Raw genomic sequence first — 26380 nt, forward strand, 5'->3', positions numbered from 1 at the left:
GATTCCTGCCACTCGAAAAAAGAGCAGCAGCCGGAAATGTCGGCGCGGTTGTTTTATGGCCTGTGATGACACACGGCCCGGTCAAGCATCAGAGGCAGACCGCCGCGCTCTTCAGCAGTATATCCAAAGACCTCTTGCCACACCGTATCGTTTTCCATGCAGAAGTAGATGCAGGTGTCGGGATGCACGTATCGTTGCAACCTCTCAAAAATATACTGATACATGATGACCCGCTGGGGACGGATGTACCGGCGCTTCCCATCAAGACCATCTATAAACTCCTGATAAAAAAAACGTGAGACCGGAAAACGTTCAGCAGCGATCTGTTTGAGAGACGGCAGATAGCGCAATGCACCCAAACTGATCCAGGCGATGGCGTCTGCTGGAACTGTAGCAAAGAGCTTATCAATGGTATGGGCGTATCCCTCCTGCCACCCGTCATGAAAAATAATCGGATCAAAATGGAAAGCCAGTGCATACCCCCACCTGGAGCACTGTGCAGCTGCCTGGAGCCGTTCGTTAAGGGTGGCTGTGCGAACCTCCTCCCGCATCATGATCGGAGGACTGTTCAGTGACCAGGCAACGATTGTTCGCCCCTGATGATACAGTCCCTGCAGGTTGGCAATGTTTACGCTTTTGGTCTTCAGTTCTAAAACTGCATTGGATTGTCCGGCCATGTACTCCACCAGCCGGGGACTGAGGTGGGTTAGGGTATCCAGAGCCAGGCTGTCGGTGAACTCGCCGGTCCCTATGCGAAAAAAACGATGCGGTTCCGCATGCAGGGATTGGTCAAGCTCAGCAAACAGATCTTCGACATTCACAAAAAAACTGAGCCACGGATTGTTGAGATACGCCTGGAGTATACAGTACACACAGTCCATTGGGCAATTCATGCCGATGTTCAATACCTGATACCCGCAACAACGATACTCCCGAGTGCCGGGGCAGGGTTTAAAAAAGGCACCTCGGTGCCGGCACAAAAACAGATGACGTTTGCCGGCACTCAGATTGTGCGGGTACCTGCCGTCAATAACAGGCCGACCGTTCTCTTCAACCACACTCACCGGCAGTCGGCTACGGTCAATTATCTCCTGTGTATACGGGTGGTCAAGGCAATCCCTGGCTATATGGAGCTGGGTCACAAAACGCCCGGGATCACCATACGACGACACTGAATACTTCAACGACTCCCCTCCTCCTGGTGATAGCCCGCGGCCAGATCAAAATACTCCTGCCCCTCTTCAACACGACCACGCTTAAGGCAGCCCTGTCCGTAGATCCGGCATTTACGTGTCAACTCCGCGACAGCGGCATGCCGCTGCTCAAAAGTCAATCCACCGGCGTCGAGAAGATGGCACAATGAGCGGATACGATACACATCCATGCCCGCGCGATGGATCGTTGACAGCTGATCGGAACGGCCGCCATATTTGCAGGTCAGTGCCTCTGGAACCAGAAGAAACGGCTCCCTGCTGCCTACACGCAGCCACAGGTCATAGTCTTCACAGCACGGAAGAGACTCGTCAAACAGACCATAACGATCAAACAGCTCTCGCCGTACCAGCACAGTAGACATCCCGACAACGCACATGTTCAAGCTGCGCAGGAAGATATCTCCGTGCGGCGGCTCATATTTCTTTTTCTGATTGACGCGCTGATCACGACGAAACCAGAGCTCCCGGGTATGGGAAATCAGCAGATGCGGCGCAGCCTGCATGGCTGTCATCTGCACGGCAAGTTTCTCCGGCAGCCACCGGTCATCTGAGTCAAGAAAGGCAATAAACCGGCCTCTGGCCATGCGGACACCATGGTTGCGGGCACAGGCAACACCTTGATTTTCCTGACAGAACAGACGGACAGGGACAGAAGTGGAGCTGGCCAGACGCTCCACCAGCCTGACCGTATCATCGGTGGAACCGTCATCAATGACAAGCAACTCACTGCAGGGAAGCGACTGGGAGAATACCGATTCTATAGCCTGTTGCAGATACCCTGCACGATTACAGGTCGGAATAATTACGGTGATCAACATGAACGCAATTTACTGTAAGTTGCCGACCGTTGCCACCTTTAGGCGCAGCCAATTTATTCTGGCGATTTGTCAACGATTGGGTATAGTACATAGTTTAATTTCTAAATCTCCTTTGCTCCTACCCTGGTGAGCTGGACGGCAAGGCGCTGCCCCATGGGAGTTGAGCAGGTTTTTTTATGTACACAGACATTCTTATCAACGCAACTTTCTATGAAAACCGAATCGCCCTGGTGGAAAATGGTCATCTGCGTGAATTTCATCTGGAAAGGGTTTCAGAAAAGGGTTTAATCGGTAACATTTACCAGGGCAAGGTTGTTCGGGTACTACCGGGTATTGATGCCGCTTTTGTGGATATCGGTCTTGATCGAACCGGTTTTCTGTATGTTGACGAAGCTCTCTACATTTTTTCCGACAACTATCAGCGATTAAACCCTGGCCATAAGTTATGGACCAAGCCGCCGGCACCACCGTACACACACCTGACAATCAATCAGATTCTACGTGAAGGTCAGGAAATTCTGGTGCAGATTGCCAAAGAACCTATCGGTTCCAAAGGTGCGCGTCTCACCTGCAACATCACCCTGCCCTGCCGCAACCTGGTCTTCATGCCGCTCACCGATCATATCGGCATCTCCCGTAAAATCGAAGACGAAACGATACGTCATCAACTCCGTGAAAAGATTGAAGCCCTTCGTCCTCCTGGAACCGGCTTTATTGTACGTACTGTTGCCGAAAATATCGATAACGATTCGCTTGAAGCCGACATGGAGTTTCTCCTGCTGCTCTGGGATGAGATATTGACCAAAGCACAAAAATCACAGGCTCCCGCCCTGATCTATAAGGACCTTGATATCATCCTCCGTGCTGTCCGGGACTTCTTCACTGAAGAGACCAACGAACTGGTGACAGATAATCGGGAGGTCTATGACCAACTCCTCTCCTATGCGGAGATCTTTGCGCCGCAGCTGCGCGACAAAATAACCTACTATCAATCGGATATGCCGTTATTTGAGCGCTATGGGGTTGAGGCGGACATCAACAGCGCCCTGGACAAAAAAGTATGGCTGCGTTCCGGCGGATACATTGTTATCGAACCAACAGAAGCGCTGACGGTCATTGACGTTAACACCGGCCGGTACGTAAGTGCCGCTGACCTGAGCGAGACCATCTTTAAAACCAACATGGAAGCGGTGAGAGAAATAGCGCGTCAACTGCGTCTGCGCAATCTTGGCGGCATTATCATCATTGACTTCATTGATATGGAAAATGAGGAGCAGAGGGAAGAACTGTTCACCGCCTTCCAGGAAGCAATGCGCGCCGACAAGAGCAAGGTCAACATCCTCAAGCTCTCAGAATTCGGCCTTGTGCAGATGACCAGAAAACGGCTTTCTGAAAGTCTTATGCAGACAATGTGCGAACCATGCCTTTACTGCAGTGGTGATGGCCACATCAAATCCCGTCTTACTATCTGTCATGAGATCTTTCGCAAAATTACCCGCGATGCCCGTAAGATAGGAGGGGCACACGTCAGTATTAAAGTTCATCCTCAAATCGCCGAGATGTTACTCAACGAACAATCGTACACCATTGAACAGTTAGAAAGAATCACTGAAAAACGTTTCACAATCATTCCTGTTCCTGATATGCACATCAAACGATATGATGTCATCTGGAATGAATAAGTCCAATGAATCGGCTTCTTATCAAACTTACTCTTTTCACGGTTGCCCATGGTTAAACATATCCGTTTACGCAGCTCCTCGCGAAGGCCCGGTTGCATGCGATCGTTCTTCCTTCTGCTCAGCATCTGCAGCAGTCTCGCACTCCTTGTCGCTGCCTATCTGCTCTTTGAATTCGAAAAACCGACACTGCACCTGGGGAAGGAGATCAAGTATCTTGGCGGTAGAGTTGAGTTGCCCATTAAGATTTCCGACCGGAAAAGCGGTGTCAGGTCCATTACCATCTCCCTGAAACAGGGCGAGAGGAACGAAAGACTCCTGGAGAAGGTCTTTCTTCGTCAAGCCTGGTTTAAACCTGCGGGCCCAACCGCATTGAACGAGGTTGTCGTGATTGATGCTCAGAAGGCGGGGATCAAAGAGGGGGAGGCTGAACTGATCATCACAATTCGAGACTTCTCGCTCAACGGTTTTTTCCAAGGTAACAAAACCCTCAAAAAAATCCCGGTGACCATGGACACCAAGCCGCCGGCTCTCACCCTGGTGCATGCTCAGCAAACGATACAAAACGGGGGCAGCGGGGTTGCACTTTACACTGTTTCTGAACAACCGGGACGGCATGGTGTGATGATCGACGGCACCCGGTTCCCAGGGTATCCCACCGGAAAAAAGGACACCTATGTGTGTTATTTTGCGCTGCCCTGGGATGCCAAACAACCTGGAAAAATGCGTGTGGTTGCCGAGGATGAAGCCGGGAATGAAGCCAGTATCTCCCTGCCGACAGTGTTTAAAAACGCACCGATCAAACGGGACAGCATCACCATCAGTGACCGGTTTCTCCAGCAGAAGATGCCGGAATTCGAGCAACATTATCCGGAACTCACCGGCACACTGGTCGAAAAGTACCTCTTTGTGAACAACCAGATTCGACTCAAAAATGACGAAACCATAGCCCAGGTATGTGCCGGCGCTGACCCGCAACAGCTGTGGTCTGACCGGTTCTTGCGGATGCCGGGGGCAGGACGGGCCGGATATGCCGATCAACGGACCTATCTCTACAATGGAACGGTTATTGACACACAAACCCACCTTGGCGTAGACATCGCCTCTCTGCAACAGGCTGAAATCCGTGCAGCCAATCGCGGCAAGGTGATCTTTGCCGGCTATCTGGGCATCTACGGCAACATGATCATCATCGACCATGGTCAAGGGGTGGCCAGTCTCTACTCTCATCTCAGCAGCATTGATACGACAGTGGGAACGCTGGCGGCAAAAAATCAACCAATCGGTCGCTCCGGAACCAGCGGAATGGCCGGCGGGGATCATCTTCACTTCTCCATGCTGGTCCATGGCATTTTCGTGACCCCTATCCAGTGGTGGGACCAGCGGTGGATTGACGCGAACATAAAATCAGCACTCAATGCACTCTGAATCCGGCAAAAAGAAGAGAGATGAAGAAGGGGGGGCTCGTCGAAGCTTCCGCTGGCGACCACCTCTGCTGCTTTACAGTTACATTGCCAATGAACTGTTAGCCCCGTTTTTTGCCAGCTTCCTCATCCTCTACTGTGTTTTTTTCCTGGTACGACTCATCCCCCTGCTGGACATCGTCCTCAGTCTGCGCATCGGCCTGGCCGACTTCATCCGGCTGTTTGCCTATATCTTTCCCCATATGCTCCTCTACATCATTCCCATGGCCAGCATGGCCGGAGTGATCGTAGGGTTTACACGACTTGCCAGCGATCGCGAAATTCTGGCGTTTAAGGCCTGTGGTGTCAGTCTTGTCCAGATGTTACCGCCGGTGCTGGTCATCTTGGCCGTTATTGCCTGTTTGACAGGTCTCTTTTCCATTCAGCTCATCCCTGCCGGTGCCTTAGGTGTCAAGCAGCTCATGTTTCAGCTTGCCAAGGAAAAGATCGACAAGGGTCTCAAGGAAAAGGAGTTTACCGAAGCTTTGGGCGACATCGTGCTCTACGTTGATAAGATTGACAAGCAGCAGCGCTGGCATGGGGTATACGTTTCCGATATGCGCGGCCGAACCGAACCCCTGGTCACTGTTGCAAAGCAAGGCCAGATGCATGCGGACATGGAACAGATGCTGGTTACTGTAGTCCTCAACGACGGCACACTGCACAACACCGAGGGCATGGACAACCAGACAATCCGGTTCGGCAGATATCAGCTCAGGATATCCCTGCGACCGCCGACAACAATCGGTAAAGAGGATCTTTCCAGCCAAACCCGCGGGGCGATGACACAAGAGCAGTTGTCAGCCGCGGCATCCCAACTCGACCCTGACTCAAAAGCCGCACGTATCTATCTCTCCGAATACCATAACCGCATGGTCCTGCCGGTCGGCTGTTTTATACTCGGTGTCATTGGCCTGCCTCTCGGCCTGCAGGCATCACCGGGAAGACGCGCTGTGGGGATTCCTCTCGGGTTAGCGGTTTTTATTACCTATTACATTGCCTTGACAACCTGTCGTGCCCTTGGCGAAACAGGTATCCTTCCGCTCGTTCCCAGTCTGTGGCTGCCCAATGTGATTTTTACTCTGCTTGCCATATCCCTTCTCTGGCGGACCTATCAGGAAAAACCGCTTCTTCCCAGACAGATCCGGCAGCTTTGGTATGTAGTTTACGAAAGTCTGTTAAAAAAAATTATCCGCCCGATTATCAGCCGCCTGCGTAAACCAGTCCATAACGGTCATTCCAAAGGTATCGACACCTCTTCTGATGCTGTTTCTGAGACCACTGCGCTCCACGTTCATGCCGATGTCAACACCGGTATCTTCCATCTGCCGCCATGCAAAAACTACAACTGCCCGACCTGCCGATTACGCTTCAAAAATCCCCGAGTTGCCCGGGAGGCCGGTTTTACTCCCTGTGAATTCTGTGCCACTCTCCTTGCGCAGAAAGCGGATGGACCGCAGTAAAGGCCAGGCCAGGACACACTGCATGAACTGGACACAACCTCAAGAAATGTCACCAGGAGTGAAACAACCGCCGGTCTCCTGATTATGAGTTGGAGGTTGCCACAACATCAAATACCTTTTATATTTCCATGGAGTTACTTGAGCTATAAACAGGAAGTTCAGAATCTTTTCCATCCCTTTCACAAACATACCTATTGATGCAACTAGCTTCAGCGACGCAGATGCGTGAACTTGACCGGCAGACCATTGAAGAAATCGGTATTCCGGGCATGGTACTCATGGAAAACGCCGGCCGGGGGACAGCGGACAGTATGCAGCAGTTCTTTGGTCCTGTGAACGGAAAAACCGTTTGCATCTTTGCCGGGCCCGGCAACAACGGCGGAGATGGACTGGTGATAGCCCGTACTGTTCATGGCCAGGGAGCCGTTCCCTTTGTCTTCTTTGCTACTGATCCGGAACAGTTAACCGGAGACGCCGGGCACAACTTCAGCATTCTCAAACGGTTACGCATTCCATACCAGGTGCTGGATTACAAAGAAAAAATGCTCACTCTGGTGGACACGATACTGACCCTTAACCGGATGCATCCTGTCCACTGTCTGGTAGATGCCCTGTTTGGCACTGGTCTGGAACGACCGATCAGTGGTCCGTTTCTTGAACTTGTCAAAGGCATCAATATATTACACGACCATCACCACATGCCTGTCGTCAGCGCCGATATTCCCTCCGGCCTCCACAGTGACAGCGGCACTGTCCTTGGTGAAGCGGTTCATGCTGATCTCACCGTGACCTACGGTCTTCCCAAACCCGGTCTCCTGCACCATGGCGGCCCTCACGTCGGCAGACTCGTCCGTGTCGACATAGGTCTTCCCACTAAAATAATCAGCCAGATGCAGTTAAAGGGCTCGATCCTTGACAGTGACATAACCGCTGCTTTGCGACCTCGACAGATCGGGGCACACAAGGGTTCCCATGGACATCTTCTTATCCTTGCCGGTTCCACCGGGAAAACCGGTGCAGCTCTCCTCGCCGGCCAGGGAGCATTGCGCAGTGGCGCCGGCCTGGTTACCTTTGCTGTTCCAGGTAATCTCAATCCGATATTTGAAACCGGTCTTGCCGAAGCCATGTCTGTCCCTCTGTACGGATCAACCGACATCTTCTCCATCACCGATTACGAGCACATCTTAGCTCTTAGTCAGGGAAAAGACGGGATAATCCTTGGACCGGGTATCGGTACTGATATCGGCACAGGACAGCTGGTACTGCGTCTTTACACGGAAAGTCCGCTGCCAATGGTCGTTGATGCCGATGCACTGAACATTTTGGCGGCGCATCCGCAACAGGTACGCCAACCGGCAGGACCACGAATACTCACGCCTCATCCCGGCGAGATGTCCCGGCTGCTGGGCACATCCATCGAACAGGTACAGGCTGACCGACTTGCCGCCGCTCTATGGCTCCAGACCGATTCCCACAATGACCTTCCCCCCATGATCACTGTCCTTAAGGGGGCCGGTACTGTCATTACCTCGACAGATGGGTATTGGACAATCAACACCACAGGTAATCCCGGCATGGGTGCCGGCGGTATGGGGGATGTTCTGGCAGGAATCATTGGTGGTTTACTGGTTCAAGGCCATACTCCCTGGCAAGCAGCCTGTCTCGGTGTTTACCTCCATGGCCTGGCTGCTGACCATCTGGCCTGTAAACAGCCTTTCGGCTATACGGCCTCAGATGTTGCCCTTGCCTTACCACAACGTATCGGCACCCTTATTACAGCATCCGACAAGGAGATCTTATGCTCACCGCCCAAGATATCATGACCCGTGAAGTAATTACCGTCAATGCAAACACATCCGTGCGGGATTTGGCCGCTGTGCTCCTCACCAGTAATATCAGTGGTGCACCGGTGGTTGATGACACTGGTGCTGTTATCGGTATCGTGACTGAAAGTGATCTGATCTTTCAGAATAAAAAGGTACACCTGCCCACAACCTTTGCCCTGCTTGACGCCTTTGTCTTTTTGGAACGACCGGGAAAAATGGAACAGGAACTCAAGAAGATATCCGGTTCAAAGGTCGGTGACATCTGTTCACGTAAACTGGTGTCCGTCACTCCGGAAACAGGACTTGAAGAGCTGGCTACCCTGATGACAGAGAAGAAAATTCACACCTTACCGGTGATGACTCAAGGAAAACTGGTGGGCGTCATTGGTAAATCCGATATCATCCGGACCATTGCCCATGGAAGGTAGGTTCAGTCGCTACCGTAAAGATGCCAACGGTTACGGCCTCTTTTTTTGGCCTCGTACATGGCAATATCGGCATGACGAAGCATGGTGTCATCATCTTGACAGTCATCGGGAAAGACCGAAATACCTATGCTCGCCCCAATGGAACAGATATGTTCGGCAGCCTTGATCGGCTCGTTAAGCGAGTCAATGACCTTCTGTGCGACCAGGGTGGCACCTTCAAGAGTTTCGGTACTCTCAAGAAGGATAACAAACTCATCCCCGCCAAGTCGGCAAACCGAGTCAGAAGTTCGCAGAACCGTGCGTAACCGTTCTGCGACCTGCATCAGAACAATGTCTCCCACGCCATGACCATACTGATCGTTGATCGGTTTAAAGCGATCAAGATCGATAAACAGCAGACAGAGTAAACGGTTATACCGCTTAGCCAGGGAAATTGCCTGCGGCAGACGTCTCCGAAAGTAGTTCCGATTGGGAAGATTTGTGAGCGGGTCGTGGTTGGCCATGTAGCGGATAAGTTCTGCAGCCTCTTGTCGCTCGGTCACATCCTGAAAAACAAGAACCCCACCGATCAACCGTTGTCCTTGGAGAATCGGAGTTGAGCGGAAATCCGCTGGAAAACTGGTACCGTCCTTCCGCAGCATCCTTGCTTCGTCAAAACAAATGGTGGTCATGTTGTCTACCTGGCTAAAGTAGGGACAGCAGTCCTCCACAAAATCATTGCTGCCGGGCAGGGATATTCGAAAGATCTGCCGGCAGTCCGCCCCCAACACCTCATCGTTATCATATCCCAGCATCTTCAACGCCGCCGGGTTGATGTAACTGATCCGTCCCAGATTATCAATACCGCAAATACCGTTAGCCGCCGCATCAAGGATCATCTCATAGTTGCGGGATAACAGCTCAAGCTCCTTCTTGGCATAATGCGACCCGAGGATGTAACGAATGCGGTTTTTCAGGACCGGCCAACGCAACGGCTTACGAATATAATCAACAGCTCCGGCACCGTACGAACGGTCTATACTTTTTTCATCATCCAGAGCCGTCACCATCAGAACGGGCGGCGGATCGGCCATTGAGGAACGAATGTGCTCGCAGACACCCGGTCCGTCTATACCCGGCATCGCGATATCAAGAATAACCAGATCAAACTCTTGAACTGCCAATTTTTCAAGGGCCGCCCTACCGTCTTCGGCCTCAACAACCGCATACCCCTCACTTTCGAGAAACTGACGCATAAGCATGCGCATGACTTCATCATCATCAACAATCAAAATGACAGGAGTAGAACCCGAAAGTAAGGAAACCGTCATAGGCGTAAAACAGAATAGGGTGATAAAATTAAAACAGCGGCTCCTAGTATTGTATGAAAAACTATTAATTATTCAAGCTGTTCAAGAAAAAATTCTTTAACCTGTCGGCTCGCATTGACTATTTGCTGAAAAATTCTCGTTATTTGCTGCAAATTATTATTTTTCCCCATACTTTCTGCCAACTGACACAGATGAGAAAGATTCTCAGCCCCAAACTGACTGCTGTTTCCCTTCATGGTATGAGCGATCTTACTGATCTCTAACGGATCGTTCGCCTGAACCGCCTTTTCTAATTCAGCAAGGCGTCGATCCAGTGACTGAAGAAAGACCTGAATAACCGGTCCAATGTCACCGACATAATCCCGCAAACGTTGGAGAACCTCCAGGTTAACCACTTCCGGTGTCGGATTCTTCATTTCGGCAGTCTGTTCCATTTTCATCGACAGAGGGAAAAAAGTAAGCGGCAGCTCCGGCAGCCAGTTGGAAAGGACTGCCATGAGTCTGGTAAAATCAATGGGTTTGACCAAATAATCGACCATGCCCACTTCTTTGCATCTCTGCTGGGCAGCAGCCGTGGCATCAGCTGTCAGGGCTATGATAACCGGTGAGGGATACTGATGTCTCGCCGCCTCCTCCAAAATAGTTGCAGCCGCGGCAAAACCATCGACAACCGGCATCTGGCAGTCCATGAAGATCAGATTGAACCGGTTATTTCGGCACGCTTCAATGGCCTCCTGCCCATTGCGGGCAAAAACAATGTCAACAGGTACGTGTCGAAAAATTTCACCCATGATGACACGATTTGTTTCCTCATCATCAACAATCAAAAGGCGGAGGGTATGTGGTGATCCATCCTCTGTAACCGATGGTTGTGGTTCTCTTGCCTCAGTTGTCACAGGTTCGGGATCCAGGTGTTCGACATGGCTCAGCTTTGCTTGCAACTCCATGTTGCCCGCTTCCCGCGGCAGGGTAATGACAAACCAGAACGTTGAACCCTGACCCAGCTCCGATTGCACGCCAAAATCACCGTTCATAAGTTTGATCAGTCGGGCGCTGATCGAGAGCCCCAACCCACTGCCTCCATAACGGCGGGTGGAAGAGCTGTCAACCTGGGTAAATGGCTGAAAAAGCTTCCCTATAGACTCTTTGGCAATACCCACTCCGGTATCCCGCACCTCGAATCTGAGTTGATCGCTCCCTTCGGAAGAAGACACCTTCAACACCCGAAGGGTAACCGTCCCCTGTTCAGTGAATTTGATGGCATTCCCCAGCAGGTTGACCACAATCTGGCGCAAACGATAAGCATCCCCCTGATACAAAGGTGCCAGGTCGGGATCACGCTCAATGGTGACCGTCAGCCCCTTACTTTTGGCAGTCACCTGATAAAGTGACAGCAACTGTTCAAGCAACACCCGCAGATCAAAGGGTTCGATGTCTAAAACCATTTTATCTGCCTCTATTTTGCTGAAATCGAGCAAATTATTGATCAATGTCAAGAGGCTGGCAGCAGAGGTTTTGATCAGTTGAGCAAAGTGTTTCTGCCGGGGGTGTAATTCTGTGGTGAGTAACAGTTCACTGATCCCTATCACCCCGTTCATTGGCGTACGGATCTCATGGCTGATCATGGCCAGGAATTCGGATTTAGCCTGGTTTGCAGAGTCTGCCTGCTGAACTTTTTGCTGTAAGTTGAGATTCTCTTCTTTAAGCTGCTGCAGCTCAGTTTCCAGTTTCTTAATCCGGGATTCTAAAGATATCTCTGCCATAATTCACGAAAACAGCGAAAGTTGACGAGGCCTGGACGTACGGCTCCGTATCGGTTCAGGTGTTGGCAGGTTGGTAAAAGAGGCGGCAGGCAACTCCTGTAAAAATCGGGAAGGTGTGCATGGTCTCAGCGGTCCGCCATAGCGGGATCGCTCTTTGCACCAGGTTAAAAACAGGGTTGTGGTTGCTCTGGTCAACCCCACATACAACAGCCTGCGCTCCTCTTCAAGCTGCTGCTCCCCATCTTCCCCGTCAATCGAGCTGCCCATGTACAATGGCAACAGCCCGTCCTCAAGACCTGTAATAAACACCAGTGGAAACTCCAATCCTTTGGCCGCATGTAATGTGCAAAGGGTTATCGCCTCAGCGCGAGGATCGTAGATAATCGAATCACTGTACTGGAGAAGATGAGCTGCAAAATCAGTCAACGGGAGGTCAGTGGCCACAGCCGACTCAATCAGCCGCTGCATATCCGGGTGATCGGCAGCGAGCAGGTAGTGTTCGACCAGAGCTTGCAAAATTGACGCCACGGGTTGAGTATCAACAAGGGATTGCATCTCTGCGGCAAAGAGACACAGCCGTGCGCAGGCAGCATCATCCGTGCCATGCAGCCAGTCTGTCATGTGTGATAAGCTGATCCCCGCTCTTAAGCCGGGTGTGCGAAAATGAGTTCGCAGCCGATCAACCACCTGTTCATCAATCCCCGGTTCCTGACGCACCAGAAACATGAGTTGGCTGAACTCGGCCAGACCGGTAAGGGCGAGTATCCAGAAATAAAGCAGACGACAGTCCCCTTTCGTGTAATAAGCTTCCAGATCAACCACCTGGAAAGGAATACCACGTCTGGACAGTACCGCTCCGATGGCTGCCGCCTGAGCCGAGGTCCGGTACAGCACGCCGATATCACGGAAAGACACAGCTGATGCTTCGATTCGGTCGTCTCGTTCTATAGATCGGTGTGAGGTGCCTCCCAGGTGCACCTCAATATTATCGGCAATAAATGCGGCCTCCTGTTCAGGATGCGCACAGCGCTGTACATAAAGAGTCCCCTGGAGGTTGTTACAGGCTTCCATTTCCACCAAAGGAAGCGGATGGTCATTGTGTGCTATCAGTTGTTCAGCAGCACGGACGATACTGACACCACTGCGATAGTTACGAAACAGTCGATGTACTTCCGGATGCAGATCGTCTCTGAACGTATGAAACCATCGCGGATCAGAGCCACGAAAGCCATAGATGGCCTGGTCAGGATCACCGATGGCAAACACGGTAGAGGTCCGGGCCAGCAAGGCTATCAACCTGTACTGTGCTGCATTGACATCCTGAAACTCATCAACAAACAGATGACCGGTTGCCCTGCGTATCGTTTCCGCCTCAGGGCCGTCCACATGCAACAACTCTACGGTACGTGAAACCACCGCCTCAATATCGATCAGAGACCGTTCATCAAGGGTCTGTACATAGCGTTGCACAACGCTGTTTTCCGTACCGGACTCCAACTGACTGAAAAAACGGCTGAGCAGGCGCGAGAAGGCCTCACGGTCCCTGGCGCTCCAATCGGGCTGGAGCTCCTCAAGCACCAACATCCGTTCCTCCGGACCGGCCACCTTGAGTTCTGGTCTGAATCGACGCAGATGCCCCAAGCAGTACCCATGAAAGGTGGCAACTGTGACTGATCCACTCTGGTCTGGAATATCCCGGGAGATCCGTTCACGGACTTCAGCTGCCGCCTTATTGGTAAAGGTAATGACCGTGCACGGTATGGCTCCCGAACCGGCCACACACTGAACCCGACTGACCAGGGTATGGGTTTTTCCAGTGCCTGGCCCGGCTTGTACCACTATGAGAGCAGCCGTGCTGTCAACTGCCTGCTGCTGCTCACTGTTTAATGATACCCGACTCCTTTTGGCAGGAGTCGGGATGTCGTCCATTGGTACGGGGTCAAGTGCGGTTCTGGTTCGCTTTCCTGCCTTCTTCCGTTGTTCTGAGGTAACAGCCGAAGCGAACAGGTTCCCCTGGCCGCAGAGGCGGGCACGTTCGTCACCTGAAAAAACCTGAATGACCCCAAATTCTCCATCATAACCGGGCCGGCGAAGTACCTGGTTAGCTCGAACCCGCCTGATCGCTTCCGCCAGCAGCGAGGATCCCCGGGTCTGAATATCTTCAACCGGTGTTTCCAGCAGCAGAGTGAATTCAGAGCCAAAGGTATTGATTAAACGGACATAACTGTTTTGCACCTTCTTCGTGTTCGGACCACAGTCAAGGAGCTCTGCAATCATTTCCTGCAGGGGAATCAGACTGTGTACCTGTGGGCTGCCGGGCGGATACACCGGTTTTTCCCGATCCGCCAGTTCCAGAACCCGATGGAGCACCCCGATTGTCAACGGCTTGCCGCAGGCCGGGCACAGGTTGTTAAGTTTTCTGCTTTCCTGAGGTTCCAGACAGATCTGACATCGGCGATGACCGTCACAGTGGTACTTCCCGCCCTCCGGATAAAACTCGACAGTCCCGGTAAAAACCTGCTGACCGTCCTGATTGACCGGAGATTCCACTGCACTGCGAAGAGAAAAGAAGTCAAGACCTGTGTTGAAGATGTTCGCCTCTCTTCCCAGCTTAGCCGGTGAGTGGCAGTCCGAATTGGAGAGAAGAGTAAATCTGTCCAGAGCAGAGACCATCCGGTTCATCTCCGGGTCTGAAGAAAGGCCGGTCTCCAGGGCAAAAATATGATGACTGAGATCTCCAAAACACTCCTCAATGGAGTCGAATCCGGATTTGGAGCCAAACACGGAGAACCATGGCGTCCAGATATGAGCGGGCACCAGGAATCCGGCCTCGGATCTCTCCAACAGGATTTCAAGAAGAAGGCGGGAATCAAGACCAAGAATCGGCCGACCGTCAGCACTGATATTACCCAGGGTCGCCAGGGTGGCATTGATCTGTCGAGCAGCATGAAAATCAGGAACATACAGTAAGTTGTGGATCTTCCTGACCTTACCGTCACGCTTGTAGATTGAACTGATCTCGGCGCTGAGTACAAAGCGAATGGATGCCGGCGACAGGGCTGGACGGATTCCCATTGGCAGCACAGGACTCATGTCAATGATCTGATCGGCTTTCAGACGAAAAAAGCCCGGTTCAGCCGGCTCTAAACATTCCTGGAGGTGGGCAAACCAACCGGGATGAGTGAAGTCACCGGTCCCCACCACGTTGATACCCTTGACCGCCGCCCAGGCAGCTAAGCCGTGGAGCGTGCTCGCCTTGCTGGTGGCCCGAGAATAATGGCTGTGAATATGCAGATCAGCAATATAGCGCATCAGTTTGATTTCCAGCCGTAGAGTGCGTGCTGTTGAATATAGTGGAAGACCGCCGACGGGAGCAGCGGCGGTATGCACCCGTTTTTCAGATCTTCCCGGATGGACGATGAAGAAACCGGTAACGCAATACCATCCAGGTAGTCTACGATTCTGCCATTGTTGCCGAGCCAGCGCTTTTGCACGGGGTTATACACATAGGCAGGAGGTAGAGCAGACAGCGCTGCATTGATCGATGTCACATCAACAGTATCCCGCGTCACCACAATAAGATCAACAAGGTCAAGCAGTTCTTCAACCCGGTACCAGTGCCCAAGCTCCAGTAAAGAATCGGCACCAACAACAAGGGCGAACTGTTCCGCCTCCATTTCCTGCATCAGCGCCTGTACCGTATTGATGGTGTAGGAAGGTTTCGGCAGCTGCTGTTCAATGAGCGAGCACAGCACCTGATCTTTGATATCCGGGCATTCGCCAAGGGCAGCGTTGAGCATTGCCACCCGATCGGTAAAGCCGGCTACAGGTTGCCGTTTGTGGGGAGGCAGCTTTGCCGGAATAAACAGCAACCGGTCCAGCCGACAGCGGGTAAGAACGTGCCGGACCAGATCGAGATGTCCCTGATGGACAGGATCAAAGGTGCCGCCGAATAGGCCGATCACCGGTTTTTTCGTCCAACCGGCCATGCCTAGGTACGGATCTCACCACTACCGTAGACAATGAACTTCTGGGTCGTCAACTCCTTTAACCCCATGGGGCCGTAGGCATGCAGCTTGGTGGTCGAGATCCCTATTTCTGCTCCCAGACCAAACTGACCGCCGTCATTAAACCGCGTCGACGCATTCACCATGACCGCCGACGCATCGACTTCCTGCAGAAATCTCTGGCCATGCGCATAGGAACGGGTAAGGATCGTTTCCGTATGTCTGGAGCCATAACGGGCAATATAATCCATGGCCTCATCCAGACCATGCACCACTTTGACCACCATGGCCAGATCAAGGAACTCTGTTCCCCAATCGGTCTCTGCTGCCGGTTGAATCATCTCCTCACAGATCAAGCAACTGGACCGGCAACCTAAAAGTCGTACATTTTCCTTTTTCAATGCCTGACTCACCTTAGGCAGGAATTTTTCGGCAATCTCGCGGTGCACCAGTAATCCTTCAAGGGCATTACACACGCCCGGCCGTTGCACCTTGGCGTTGAGGATGATCGAGACAGCCATGTCCTGATCAGCATCCGCATCAACAAAACAGTGGCAGACCCCCTTGTAATGTTTGAGCACGGGGATACGGGATTTTTCGGTTACTGCCCGGATCAACCCCTCACCACCCCGTGGAATCACCAGGTCAATAGACTCTTCCTGTTGCAGCAGGATATCGACGGCTTCCCGGTCGGTGAACGGCAACACCTGAACAACTGTCGGGGTAACCGAATGTCTGATCAGAACTTCCTGTAATACTTTAGCCAGGGCCAGGTTGGAATAAATTGCCTCAGAACCGCCGCGCAGAATGACGGCATTACCGGCTTTCAGACACAGGGCGGCCGAGTCAATGGTAACGTTTGGTCGAGATTCATAAATCATCAGGATAACACCCAACGGCACCCGCATCCGCCCGACAGTAATGCCGCTGGGACGCCGTCGCATCTCCGAGATCTCACCCACCGGATCTTCCAGGGCAGCCACCTCGCGCAAGCCCTGCACCATATCACCAATACCCTTTTCTGTGATCTGCAGGCGATCAAGCATGGCTGTGGACAGTCCCTTTTTTTTACCGGCCTCCATGTCCTTAGAATTTTCAGCAAGAATGAATGCCTGCTGCCTGAGCAAAGCCTCAGCAATATCGCCTAAAATGCTATTCTTCTGCATAGTCGGCATGGCAGCAATGATTCTGGATGCAGATCTGGCTTCCTGCACCATCTCCAATACCGATTTTGCAATCTGCGCACCTTCCATCATACTCTCCTGACCAATTGTATCACGACCGCACCCGACATTACCTGATGACAATCATCCTGATGCCGGCGAAGGCCTGAGAAAATATGTTTGAAAATTGTATGAACATAACAAGCATCCTGCAAACACTTGTGGCAGTGGCCGGCTGACGGACAACAAGATCATGCCCCCTCCCCACTGCCTAACACGACCAGATTGTCACGGTGAATGACCTCATCAGCATCTTTGTGACCGAGGATGTCGACAATCTCCTGCGTTTTTCTTCCTTTGATCCGTTCAATGTCTGCAGCTGTGTAGTTGCTCAATCCGGCGGCAATAACCGTACCGGTACGGTCCAGACAATGAACAGGCGCCCCGACAGCAAAACTCCCCTGCACCTCAACAATTCCTGAAGGCAGCAGACTCTTCCCCTGTTCGAGTAATGCTCTTCGTGCCCCATCGTCAACCACCACAGCCCCCTGTGGTTTGAGGACATAGGCAATCCAGTGCTTGCGCCGGGTAATCGTTCCTTTGGTCGGCAGAAAAAAGGTGCCCACCAGCTCACCACTGAACAGTGCCTGGAGAATATGCGGATGCCGCCCTGGGCCGATGAACGAACAGCCACCGCTGGCAGCCACCATTTTAGCGGCCCGAATCTTGGCCATCATGCCGCCGGTTCCAAGAATACTGGTTGAATGACCGGCCATATTTTCAACCTCCCTGGTAATCCTGGCAACAGTATAAATTGGACACGCTTCAGGATCTTCGCTGGGATGGCCGGTGTACAGACTGTCAACATCGGTAAGGATAATGAACATATCTGCGCCGATCATATTCGTCATCAAGGCGCCAAGGGTGTCGTTATCGGAAAAACGCAGTTCTTCGGCAGAGACCGTATCGTTTTCATTGATAATCGGCACCACTCCGAATTCAAAAAGCGTTCGGACAGTGTTGCGAACATTCAGGTAACGGCGTCGATGAGAAAGATCAGCATGGGTCAGAAGCACCTGAGCGACTGGTTGTGTATATTCGGCAAAGGCCTGTTCATAGGCCTGCATAAGCAAACCCTGGCCAGTGGCGGCCAGTGCCTGTTTGATCCGTAATTCTTCATGCGGGGTCTTCTCCACTCCCAACCGTTTACGGCCGGCTGCCACGGCTCCCGAGCTGACCAGGATGATCTCCCGGCCTGTGGATTGAAGAAAGGAGACCTGACGGGCAATATGAGAGATGATGGCATAATCCAAACCATTCTCATTGGTCAGTACTGCACTACCCACCTTGATGACGACGCGCCTGGCCTGATCAAAAAGGGTCTGCCGATAGTACAGACCATCCTCCTTACTCACCTGAAAAGTCATGGTCCTCCTCTATGTACTGCTGTTCAAGGTACGTGCCGAGTAACGCTTTCAACCCTTCAAGCCCAGTACCTTTTTCAGCCGAAATTGAAATCAGAGGGACATCGATGTCGGTAAACTGATGATATACTTCGGATAACCGTTGTTCATCAATCAGATCCACTTTGTTCAGAACAACCACCTGAACACGATTGATCAACTCTTTTTTATACGCTTCCAGCTCACTGGCCAGCACCGTATAGTCATCGTAGGGTTGCTGATTTTCACCGGATACATCAATCAGATGCAATAAGATGGAGGTACGCTCGATGTGACGGAGAAACTGATGCCCTAACCCTACGCCACGATGCGCGCCCTCAATGAGTCCGGGAATATCAGCTATAATGCAGGGGCCGGTTGAGGGGAGATGAAGTACACCTAACTGTGGCTCCAGAGTTGTGAATGGGTACGAGGCTATTTTGGGGTTGGCTGCTGAAAGTCTGGACAGCAGTGTTGACTTGCCGGCATTGGGAAGCCCGATAAGGCCGACATCGGCCAGAAGTTTAAGTTCGATCTTCAGCCATCGCTCTTCACCGGGCTGCCCTGGTGTCGATTGACGGGGTGCCCGGTTGGTTGAAGTCGCAAACCGTGCGTTCCCCAGACCGCCTGCGCCACCGGCGGCGGCAAGATAGGTCTGGTCGTGTTCAATCAAATCAACCAGTACCGCACCGGTCTCAACATCCCTGACCACTGTGCCCACCGGGACCAGCACGATACAGTCTTTACCACCTCGACCGTGCTTGTCGCTGCCCTGTCCACCGGCACCCGACCCGCCTTTGAAATGTACTTTAAACCGGAAATCAAGCAGCGAGCGGATGCTGCGATCGGCAACCAGAAATACATCTCCGCCTTTGCCGCCATCACCGCCGTTAGGTCCGCCCTTTGGAACAAACTTCTCCCGCCGGAAACTAACGCAGCCATTGCCACCGTCGCCTCCCTTGACGAAAAATTTTGCTTCGTCGACAAACCCCATAATACCTTGTTGACCAAATCCAGAAAACCATGAAAAAACCCGACATCAATCTATGATGATGCCGGGTCCGAAATCCGTCGTGCAGGCAATTTCTTTAAAATCACCTGCTCTGACTCATTAAATTTGTCTTACTCGACAGGATACACGGAGACCCTTTTTCGATCCTTTCCGAATTTTTCGTACTTAACAGTACCATCAATTTTGGCAAAAAGGGTATAATCACGACCACAGCCGACATTGGTACCGGGATGTATCACCGTACCCAACTGCCGGACGAGGATGTTTCCGGCTTTGACAATCTGGCCGCCAAACCGTTTGACTCCACGCCGTTGCCCAGCGCTATCGCGGCCATTGCGTGAACTACCGCCTGCTTTCTTATGTGCCATTATACTCTCCGCAATAACAGTTTTGCTTATGCAGCTATCGTCTCAATGGTCAGGGCAGTATACATCTGCCGGTGTCCTTTTTTTACCTGATAGCCCTTACGCCGCTTTTTCTTAAAGACAGTAATTTTTTTATGACGGCCCTGTTCAACAATTTTAGCGACCACTCTTGCCCCTTCAACCACGGGCTGACCGACTTTAATTGTTTCGCCATCGACCAGTAACAGCACTTCCGACAGCTCGACAGTATCGCCCACATCACCCTGCAATTTTTCAACACGAAGGGTGTCACCGGACTCCACCTGATATTGCTTGCCGCCAGTACGAATTATTGCATACATGCGGTTCCTCCTCTCTATTTTCTCAACCTGAAAGTCGCAAATGGAAACATTTATTATAGAATCTGATATTTAAATCGATCACGCCGCATCTTGTCAAGAGTTATTCTCCACCCCTGACCTTTTCCATTCCAGACACCCCTTCTGTGCTACATCGTTTGTTTGCATCACGTTGAGGGACAACCGAGGGAATTTTTAAGAAAAGATCGGTTTCTCTTGTCTGATCCAGTAAAACGACTTAAGTTAGACCACAAGTACGTTCTTATATAATAAGAAATTCGAGGCTTATCGAAAAACATCCCTCTTATCTACAGGAGAACAAACTATGCAGAAGATGGAGTGTCCCTGCGGTTATGTGTACGATCCAGCTGAAGGTGATCACGAAACCGGAATCGAGGCCGGCACTGCCTTTGCTGACATTCCCGATGACTGGGTCTGCCCAAAATGCGGGGCTGAAAAAGAGTATTTCTATCCAATCGACTAACCGTCAGGCCACTGGTCGACGCTCTCCGGTCAGTGGCTTTTTGTGCAACAGAATTTTTCCCGCAATCATCAGACAATTCAACTACTGTGCTGTTCACCGATTCAACGATTCGACCTGCTTTTTTCCCGGACATGGCAGGGTAAAACAACAGCATGGTCTATGCCTTGAGCAATAAGAAATCCGTCACTCGTTTTTCAATGGAGGATTCTCACATGCCACGCTCTTGCCGATTCGTGCTGTTCTTGCTGGCGCTGATTCATCTCCTTCCAGTCTACTCTGCTCGAGCGGATTATTATGCTGAACCTGCAGATCTGGTTGATCGGGCCGCTGTGGTTTACCGTGGTTTCATAAACGATCCCAACATGACCTGGTTTCAGAACAATGTCGACCGGGCCAAGGGTATCTTCATCGTGCCGCAGATGCTGCGGGGTGGCTTCATTATCGGCGGTTCAGGTGGACGGGGTGTACTTGTGGGGCAGGATACCAATACGGCCAGATGGAGTTCACCGGCATTTTACAGTATGGGCTCTGTTTCTCTGGGATTTCAAATCGGTGCCGACTCCTCGGAAATCATTCTTCTGATAATGACTGACCGGGGATTGAATGCTATGCTGTCGACGGACTATAAAATCGGTGCGGACGTAGCCGTTGCCGCCGGTCCTATCGGCGCTTCCGCCAAGGCTCAATCCGCCGACATCCTCGCCTTCGGCCGTTCCCAGGGGATCTTTGGCGGGGTCAGCATCGAAGGAGCCGCCATTACCCCGTTAAACGACTGGAACCGTCGCTACTACGGCAAACCGGTGCAGGTATTTGATATCCTCATCAAGCAAAAAGTCAACAATGCCCATGCCGATCGTTTGCGACAGCTGTTGCCCAAGGCAAAACCCAATGCTCAACCGATCGGACGATAATACCAGATATGCCTCATCCTGCTCCTCAAGACCATTGCCATGGCCCGGCAATCACTTTTCACCCTTGAATCTCTGCAACAGGGAGAGCTGATTATCCGATTTGCAGGAGCATGGACCCTGCATTCACAGCCCCCCTCCCCGCACGAGCTGCTCTCCGGTATCGGTCAGGATATCATCTCCATAGCCTTTGCCTGTGACGAACTCGAAAAATGGGATACCCGGCTGCTGATCTTCCTCAAAGCCATCCTTGCTGAAATTCACAACCGCAACATCCGGGTGAATGAGGATGGATTACCGCCGGGCGTTCGCCGACTCCTCACTCTATCCGAGGCTGTACCGGAACAGATCACCTCACGCCCTCCTGCTGCAGAAAATATCGTCGTCCGTATCGGTCGCTCAACGATAGAGGCAAGCAGGCAACTGCGTGAGGTGGCTACCTTCACCGGCGAACTCCTTTTCGCCCTGCTGGACCTTATGAGAGGCAAGGTTCTTTTCAAATCCCGGGATTTTTTTTATTTCGTTCAGGTCTGCGGGGTGGAATCCCTGCCGATCGTCTCTCTGATTGCCGTTTTAGTCGGGGTGATTTTATCATTTGTCGGCGCCGTGCAACTCCAGATGTTCGGCGCCCAAATCTATGTGGCCAACCTTGTCGGACTGGGCATGGTCCTTGAAATGGGCGCTCTGATGAGCGGAATCATTATTGCAGGACGGGTCGGCGCCTCGTATGCAGCCCAATTAGGAACCATGCAGGTGAATGAAGAGATTGATGCCCTGCGGACCATGGGTATCTCGCCGGTGGGTTTTCTCGTTCTCCCAAGGATACTGGCCCTGATACTGATGCTGCCTCTCCTGTGTGTCTATGCAGACATTATGGGAATTTTAGGAGGCTCAATCATCGGGGTTACCATGCTTGATCTCTCGTTAACAGAGTATCTTGAACAGACCCGTAAAACCATACAGCTCAGTCAATTTGGTCAGGGCATTCTTAAAGCCTCCATCTTTGGCATACTTATCGGTTATGCGGGCTGTCTGCGTGGCATGCAGTGTGGTCGCAGTGCACTGGCTGTGGGAGAGGCCACCACTTCAGCTGTTGTTACCTCAATTGTTTTAATTGTAGTTTCAGATTCGTTCATCACGTTCCTTCTCTACCGTTGACCAGTGTCCATGAACTCCCCGGTACCAGCGATAACTGTTCGTGATCTGACCATGGCCTACGGTAGTTTTGTGCTGCAACGGGACCTGAATTTCACCATTTACGAGGGGGATATCTTCATAATCATGGGTGGATCGGGTTGCGGCAAGTCGACCCTGCTCCGCCAGATGATCGGCCTTAAACCGCCGGCAACCGGATCAGTCTGCTACGGCTCGGCCAACTTCTGGGAACTGGATGACGAACAGCAGGCCTCGATTATCCGCAAGGCCGGAGTGCTCTATCAATCCGGTGCCCTCTGGAGCTCCATGACCCTGGCCGAAAATGTTGCTCTACCGCTGCAACACTATACAGATCTTACACCCGCAGTGATTGCTGAACTCGTGACCTTCAAACTCTCCCTGGTCGGCCTGGCCGGATTTGAAGAATTTTATCCGGCACAACTCTCCGGCGGTATGCGTAAACGGGCAGCTCTGGCACGGGCCATCGCCATGGATCCGGAATTTTTATTTTTCGACGAGCCTTCCGCAGGGCTGGACCCCATCAGCTCCCGCAATCTCGATCAGTTAATCCTGGAGTTGCGGGAAAGTTTACGAGCCACAGTCATCATCGTCACCCATGAACTGGCATCAATCTATGCCATTGCCACCAACTCCGTCTTCCTGGACAGCAACAGTAAAACCATGCTGGCCACGGGAGACCCCAAAACCCTTTTACAACAGGAGTCCACCCATCCAACGGTACTCCAATTTCTGACCCGGGGAACCGGAAAACGCGAGGTCTGTACGGTGTGAGCAAAAAAGCCAATCCCACTCTTGTTGGTACCTTTATCCTGATCGCTCTTTGTTTAGCCCTGGCAGCCATTGTTGTTCTGGGAAAAGTAAAATTCAAGGACAATCGACTCCACTGTGTTGCCTTTTTCACCGGCTCACTCTACGGCCTTGACGTCGGTGCTCCTGTAACGTTCCGGGGCGTCACCATCGGCAGAGTCAGTGCTGTTCGGATCAGTTTTGATAAACAAAAAAAGGACTATCTCATGCCGGTGTATATTGACATCGAACAGCGACCTGTGGTGTCCGGAGAGAACCGGGGTGAATGGGAACCTGAAAAAATGCGCGCCATGCTCCAGCACCTGATTGATAAAGGGGTTCGGGCACAACTCAAGACCACCAGCCTGTTAACCGGTAAGCTGTATATCGATCTTGCTTTTTTCCCCGACACCTCGACAACCCGCTACCGAACGGATGATACCTACCTGGAGATTCCGACCCAACCCTCAGGCCTGGAACAAATCACCCAAAAACTGGAACAATTACCACTTGATGAAATCCTCAACAAGACAGCCGCAGCCCTTGACGGTATTAACAGCATCATCAACTCTGAGGAAACCCGTAACGTGCTCAGCAGCTTCAACAGCACCCTCCAGCAGTTCAACTCACTGGTTACCCGTATAAATACGGAATTCCCAGCTGCAGCAGCCGAAGTTCACAGCGGGCTGACAAGTTTCACCACCCTGGCCGATACAGCGACATCACTGCTTCGTACCACCGGTAAAGAGTTGCCGCCCATCAGTGCTGAGCTGAAAAAACTCCTCACCGAACTCAATTCCACAGCCGGTGTATTGACCAAAGCTTTAAAAAATATCGAACAACTCACTGCCGAAGATTCCCTGTTAGCCTACCAGCTTGGAACGTCGTTGCGTGAGATTGAACAGGCTGCTCTCTCGGTCCGGCATCTGAGCGATTATCTGCAGCAGACGCCCAATGCCCTGATCTTTGGTCAAACCAAGGAAACGCCATGACTACAAACAACTCCAGCCTTCGTCATTGTTGGTTCATTCTCTCTGTGCTGTTGCTTCTCAGCGGCTGCCTTCGGCCATCAAACATCACGACCCTGTACACCCTGGAGCCAATCCGCCAACAGCCCCTGACATCTGAATGGAAGGATGTCAGCGAAATGACGCTGCTCATGCCGGTTCAACTGGCATCACATCTGCAAAGACGAGGCCTGCTGTATCCACAGGTTCCCGGTACAACCCGTTCATCTGCAACCGATCTGTGGGCCGGCCCTCTTGATCAACTGGTCAGTCAGCAAATCGTCGCAGGCCTTAAAGATCTGCTGGCCACCGAAAATATTGCCGCTTTTCCAGGACCACGTTTCAGCACTGTTCGCTATCAAGTTGAAGTCGAATTAAACGAATTCAGCAGTGATGGTCGTCAATTTATCACCACTGCAGTCTATACGTTAAGTGATGTCAGCAACAAAACCATTCTGGTGAGGAAGACGTTTCGTCAACAAGACAACCTCAATCATACCGGATATGAGGGAACTGTCACCAGTGCTTCACAGGCCATTGGAGATCTCAGCAAAGAGATCGCCGTCTCACTCCTGGCCGCTCATCGACAAAACGTAACAGCACATGCCCGATAAATCTCATGGCCTCCTCTTTTTTCAGCATTGAAGCCCTGTCTTTCACTGCTCCGTGCCTGTCACAATCGTAACACTCAGTTAGACTGGAACAAGGAGGGACATCAGACAAAACACTGGACACGCAACCAAGTTATGATCAACCATGTATTGGCACAGGATACTCCGGCTGTTGTCGACTCCACAATCACCGGAAGATCCTGGTGTACATCTAAACCGGCAATCCTGTCTTTTCAGCTCCTGTTTTCCGCTCATTGTCAAGGAATGTCTATGTACCGTTTATTACCCGCTCTCTCTCTTCTGATCGCCACACTCGTGCTCAGCGGCTGCCAACCATCCACTTCCACGACACGGTTCAACCGTTTCTTTGACCCTAAACCACTGAGGGTCGGTATGACGCTGGATGCACCACCGCTTACCTACAAAAAGGAGAGCAATGCGGCCGGACTGGAAATGAAGTTTGCCTCCGGATTGGCACATTTTGTTGAACGCCGATTGGAAGTGGTAGCGGTCTCGCGTGACAATATGGCAACAGCCCTGCTCAACAGACAGGTGGACATCCTGATGACCGGGCTGTCGGTGGCCGATGCCCGCAGGCAAAATCTGCTGACTGCGGATCCCTACCTGCTATCCGGCCAGATAGCGCTGATGCGTCTGGACGGATATGCACTGTACGGCACCGGCAGTCAGCATCTTGTTGATCAGAATGTACGGCTCGGCGTAGTGAAAGACAGTAATGGCGACACCCTGGTAAAAAAACTCGGCGCCCGGGGAAAAATTGTCCACTTTGCGTCAGCGACTGAAGCAGCCGATGCCCTGATCGCCGGTCATATCGATGTTTTCTTATCCGACCTGCCGACCAGTACTTACTACGCCGCTCAATACATTGACAAAGGCCTGACACCGGGATCGACTTTACTGACCAAGGAACCGCTTGCCTGGGCTGTCCACCCCCAAAATGACAAACTGCTTGCCGCAGCCAACAACTATCTGGCCTCACTTGAACAAAGCGGAGAACTGCAGAAAATACTGGAGCAGGAAATACCTTTCTATCGCAATACTGTCTACAGCCTGAAACAGTAGCTTTCCACATCCATTGCCGTGCTTTGCTGCTCCA

The 26380-nt window shown here is 51.8% G+C and carries 23 protein-coding genes; 12 read left to right on the plus strand and 11 right to left on the minus strand.

Features of this window, described 5'->3' with window-relative positions:
• Nucleotides 1-53: 53 nt before the first annotated feature.
• Both HP555_RS13385 and HP555_RS13390 read right to left on the minus strand, forming a co-directional pair.
• Nucleotides 54-1184 carry an SPL family radical SAM protein gene (locus HP555_RS13385; RefSeq protein ID WP_233249196.1) on the minus strand — a complete coding sequence of 377 codons (1131 nt, stop codon included), beginning with the start codon at nucleotides 1182-1184 and terminating at the stop codon, nucleotides 54-56.
• Nucleotides 1181-2032 (minus strand): glycosyltransferase family 2 protein, encoded by an 852-nt coding sequence (locus tag HP555_RS13390; RefSeq protein ID WP_199263068.1) that lies wholly within the window; start codon nucleotides 2030-2032, stop codon nucleotides 1181-1183. The genes HP555_RS13385 and HP555_RS13390 overlap by 4 nt, the downstream gene beginning before the upstream one ends.
• 176 nt (nucleotides 2033-2208) lie before the next feature.
• Here HP555_RS13390 and HP555_RS13395 point away from each other — a divergent pair, with 176 nt between their 5' ends.
• The 5 genes from HP555_RS13395 to HP555_RS13415 all read left to right on the plus strand — a co-directional run bounded on the left by HP555_RS13395 (nucleotide 2209) and on the right by HP555_RS13415 (nucleotide 8891).
• Nucleotides 2209-3714, plus strand: coding sequence for an Rne/Rng family ribonuclease (locus HP555_RS13395; RefSeq protein WP_199263069.1), 1506 nt, complete (start codon nucleotides 2209-2211; stop codon nucleotides 3712-3714).
• 96 nt (nucleotides 3715-3810) lie between these two features.
• Nucleotides 3811-5139 carry a M23 family metallopeptidase gene (locus HP555_RS13400; RefSeq protein WP_233249197.1) on the plus strand — a complete coding sequence of 443 codons (1329 nt, stop codon included), beginning with the start codon at nucleotides 3811-3813 and terminating at the stop codon, nucleotides 5137-5139.
• A complete protein-coding gene (gene lptF / locus HP555_RS13405; protein ID WP_199263071.1) occupies nucleotides 5129-6637 on the plus strand; it encodes an LPS export ABC transporter permease LptF in 1509 nt (502 codons plus the stop codon). Before HP555_RS13400 ends, lptF begins: the two co-directional genes overlap by 11 nt.
• Nucleotides 6638-6834: 197 nt before the next feature.
• A complete protein-coding gene (locus HP555_RS13410; RefSeq protein ID WP_199263072.1) occupies nucleotides 6835-8460 on the plus strand; it encodes an NAD(P)H-hydrate dehydratase in 1626 nt (541 codons plus the stop codon).
• A complete protein-coding gene (locus tag HP555_RS13415; RefSeq protein ID WP_199263073.1) occupies nucleotides 8436-8891 on the plus strand; it encodes a CBS domain-containing protein in 456 nt (151 codons plus the stop codon). The genes HP555_RS13410 and HP555_RS13415 overlap by 25 nt, the downstream gene beginning before the upstream one ends.
• A 2-nt stretch (nucleotides 8892-8893) precedes the next feature.
• Here the strand turns inward: HP555_RS13415 and HP555_RS13420 are convergent, their stop codons facing one another.
• The 9 genes from HP555_RS13420 to rplU all read right to left on the minus strand — a co-directional run bounded on the left by HP555_RS13420 (nucleotide 8894) and on the right by rplU (nucleotide 20294).
• A complete protein-coding gene (locus HP555_RS13420) occupies nucleotides 8894-10201 on the minus strand; it encodes a diguanylate cyclase domain-containing protein (protein WP_269846849.1) in 1308 nt (435 codons plus the stop codon).
• A 68-nt stretch (nucleotides 10202-10269) separates the two neighbouring features.
• Nucleotides 10270-11964, minus strand: a complete 1695-nt coding sequence (locus tag HP555_RS13425; RefSeq protein WP_199263075.1) for an ATP-binding protein — start codon at nucleotides 11962-11964, stop codon at nucleotides 10270-10272.
• A 3-nt stretch (nucleotides 11965-11967) separates the two neighbouring features.
• Complete coding sequence (locus HP555_RS13430) at nucleotides 11968-15276, minus strand: UvrD-helicase domain-containing protein (protein ID WP_199263076.1); 3309 nt, start codon at nucleotides 15274-15276, stop codon at nucleotides 11968-11970.
• Nucleotides 15276-15953 (minus strand): nicotinate (nicotinamide) nucleotide adenylyltransferase, encoded by a 678-nt coding sequence (gene nadD, locus HP555_RS13435; RefSeq protein ID WP_199263077.1) that lies wholly within the window; start codon nucleotides 15951-15953, stop codon nucleotides 15276-15278. The genes HP555_RS13430 and nadD overlap by 1 nt, the downstream gene beginning before the upstream one ends.
• Before the next feature lie 2 nt (nucleotides 15954-15955).
• Entirely contained in the window at nucleotides 15956-17227 is a 1272-nt protein-coding gene (locus HP555_RS13440) for a glutamate-5-semialdehyde dehydrogenase (RefSeq protein ID WP_332908643.1), read from the minus strand.
• Between the two features lie 158 nt (nucleotides 17228-17385).
• Entirely contained in the window at nucleotides 17386-18561 is a 1176-nt protein-coding gene (proB, locus tag HP555_RS13445) for a glutamate 5-kinase (RefSeq protein ID WP_199263078.1), read from the minus strand.
• Complete coding sequence (gene obgE, locus HP555_RS13450) at nucleotides 18542-19570, minus strand: GTPase ObgE (RefSeq protein ID WP_199263079.1); 1029 nt, start codon at nucleotides 19568-19570, stop codon at nucleotides 18542-18544. The genes proB and obgE overlap by 20 nt, the downstream gene beginning before the upstream one ends.
• 128 nt (nucleotides 19571-19698) lie before the next feature.
• Nucleotides 19699-19956, minus strand: coding sequence for a 50S ribosomal protein L27 (rpmA, locus tag HP555_RS13455; RefSeq protein WP_199263080.1), 258 nt, complete (start codon nucleotides 19954-19956; stop codon nucleotides 19699-19701).
• A 26-nt stretch (nucleotides 19957-19982) separates the two neighbouring features.
• On the minus strand, nucleotides 19983-20294 hold the full coding sequence (gene rplU / locus HP555_RS13460; RefSeq protein WP_199263081.1) for a 50S ribosomal protein L21: 312 nt from the start codon (nucleotides 20292-20294) through the stop codon (nucleotides 19983-19985).
• A gap of 322 nt (nucleotides 20295-20616) precedes the next feature.
• On the opposite strand from rplU, the gene HP555_RS13465 reads away from it, so the two are divergent.
• The 7 genes from HP555_RS13465 (at nucleotide 20617) to HP555_RS13495 (ending at nucleotide 26346) form a co-directional block, all read left to right on the plus strand.
• Entirely contained in the window at nucleotides 20617-20775 is a 159-nt protein-coding gene (locus HP555_RS13465; RefSeq protein ID WP_199263082.1) for a rubredoxin, read from the plus strand.
• A 212-nt stretch (nucleotides 20776-20987) separates the two neighbouring features.
• Complete coding sequence (locus HP555_RS13470) at nucleotides 20988-21686, plus strand: lipid-binding SYLF domain-containing protein (protein ID WP_199263083.1); 699 nt, start codon at nucleotides 20988-20990, stop codon at nucleotides 21684-21686.
• Between the two features lie 39 nt (nucleotides 21687-21725).
• Nucleotides 21726-22841, plus strand: a complete 1116-nt coding sequence (locus HP555_RS13475; RefSeq protein ID WP_199263084.1) for an MlaE family ABC transporter permease — start codon at nucleotides 21726-21728, stop codon at nucleotides 22839-22841.
• A gap of 9 nt (nucleotides 22842-22850) precedes the next feature.
• Complete coding sequence (locus tag HP555_RS13480; RefSeq protein WP_199263085.1) at nucleotides 22851-23630, plus strand: ABC transporter ATP-binding protein; 780 nt, start codon at nucleotides 22851-22853, stop codon at nucleotides 23628-23630.
• The gene (locus tag HP555_RS13485; protein WP_199263086.1) at nucleotides 23627-24637 is read left to right on the plus strand and encodes an MlaD family protein; all 1011 of its coding nucleotides are present in this window, start codon (nucleotides 23627-23629) and stop codon (nucleotides 24635-24637) included. The genes HP555_RS13480 and HP555_RS13485 overlap by 4 nt, the downstream gene beginning before the upstream one ends.
• A complete protein-coding gene (locus HP555_RS13490) occupies nucleotides 24634-25266 on the plus strand; it encodes a PqiC family protein (protein ID WP_199263087.1) in 633 nt (210 codons plus the stop codon). Before HP555_RS13485 ends, HP555_RS13490 begins: the two co-directional genes overlap by 4 nt.
• A gap of 267 nt (nucleotides 25267-25533) precedes the next feature.
• Entirely contained in the window at nucleotides 25534-26346 is an 813-nt protein-coding gene (locus HP555_RS13495; RefSeq protein ID WP_199263088.1) for a substrate-binding periplasmic protein, read from the plus strand.
• Nucleotides 26347-26380: the final 34 nt, after the last annotated feature.

Source organism: Desulfobulbus oligotrophicus (genome assembly GCF_016446285.1).
GTDB classification, from domain to species: Bacteria; Desulfobacterota; Desulfobulbia; order Desulfobulbales; family Desulfobulbaceae; genus Desulfobulbus; species Desulfobulbus oligotrophicus.

What these genes read in the sequence shown, in the direction of transcription:
- rplU (WP_199263081.1), bottom strand. Translation starts at nt 20,294, where the DNA reads ATGTATGCAATAATTCGTACTGGCGGCAAGCAATATCAGGTGGAGTCC.
- proB (WP_199263078.1), bottom strand. Translation starts at nt 18,561, where the DNA reads ATGACTTTTCAGGTGAGTAAGGAGGATGGTCTGTACTATCGGCAGACC.
- HP555_RS13400 (WP_233249197.1), top strand. Translation starts at nt 3,811, where the DNA reads ATGCGATCGTTCTTCCTTCTGCTCAGCATCTGCAGCAGTCTCGCACTC.
- HP555_RS13480 (WP_199263085.1), top strand. Translation starts at nt 22,851, where the DNA reads ATGAACTCCCCGGTACCAGCGATAACTGTTCGTGATCTGACCATGGCC.
- HP555_RS13440 (WP_332908643.1), bottom strand. Translation starts at nt 17,227, where the DNA reads ATGATGGAAGGTGCGCAGATTGCAAAATCGGTATTGGAGATGGTGCAG.
- HP555_RS13475 (WP_199263084.1), top strand. Translation starts at nt 21,726, where the DNA reads ATGGCCCGGCAATCACTTTTCACCCTTGAATCTCTGCAACAGGGAGAG.
- HP555_RS13430 (WP_199263076.1), bottom strand. Translation starts at nt 15,276, where the DNA reads ATGCGCTATATTGCTGATCTGCATATTCACAGCCATTATTCTCGGGCC.
- HP555_RS13425 (WP_199263075.1), bottom strand. Translation starts at nt 11,964, where the DNA reads ATGGCAGAGATATCTTTAGAATCCCGGATTAAGAAACTGGAAACTGAG.
- HP555_RS13495 (WP_199263088.1), top strand. Translation starts at nt 25,534, where the DNA reads ATGTACCGTTTATTACCCGCTCTCTCTCTTCTGATCGCCACACTCGTG.
- nadD (WP_199263077.1), bottom strand. Translation starts at nt 15,953, where the DNA reads ATGGCCGGTTGGACGAAAAAACCGGTGATCGGCCTATTCGGCGGCACC.
- HP555_RS13395 (WP_199263069.1), top strand. Translation starts at nt 2,209, where the DNA reads ATGTACACAGACATTCTTATCAACGCAACTTTCTATGAAAACCGAATC.
- lptF (WP_199263071.1), top strand. Translation starts at nt 5,129, where the DNA reads ATGCACTCTGAATCCGGCAAAAAGAAGAGAGATGAAGAAGGGGGGGCT.
- rpmA (WP_199263080.1), bottom strand. Translation starts at nt 19,956, where the DNA reads ATGGCACATAAGAAAGCAGGCGGTAGTTCACGCAATGGCCGCGATAGC.
- HP555_RS13465 (WP_199263082.1), top strand. Translation starts at nt 20,617, where the DNA reads ATGCAGAAGATGGAGTGTCCCTGCGGTTATGTGTACGATCCAGCTGAA.
- HP555_RS13470 (WP_199263083.1), top strand. Translation starts at nt 20,988, where the DNA reads ATGCCACGCTCTTGCCGATTCGTGCTGTTCTTGCTGGCGCTGATTCAT.
- HP555_RS13420 (WP_269846849.1), bottom strand. Translation starts at nt 10,201, where the DNA reads ATGACGGTTTCCTTACTTTCGGGTTCTACTCCTGTCATTTTGATTGTT.
- HP555_RS13490 (WP_199263087.1), top strand. Translation starts at nt 24,634, where the DNA reads ATGACTACAAACAACTCCAGCCTTCGTCATTGTTGGTTCATTCTCTCT.
- HP555_RS13410 (WP_199263072.1), top strand. Translation starts at nt 6,835, where the DNA reads ATGCAACTAGCTTCAGCGACGCAGATGCGTGAACTTGACCGGCAGACC.
- obgE (WP_199263079.1), bottom strand. Translation starts at nt 19,570, where the DNA reads ATGGGGTTTGTCGACGAAGCAAAATTTTTCGTCAAGGGAGGCGACGGT.
- HP555_RS13415 (WP_199263073.1), top strand. Translation starts at nt 8,436, where the DNA reads ATGCTCACCGCCCAAGATATCATGACCCGTGAAGTAATTACCGTCAAT.
- HP555_RS13390 (WP_199263068.1), bottom strand. Translation starts at nt 2,032, where the DNA reads ATGTTGATCACCGTAATTATTCCGACCTGTAATCGTGCAGGGTATCTG.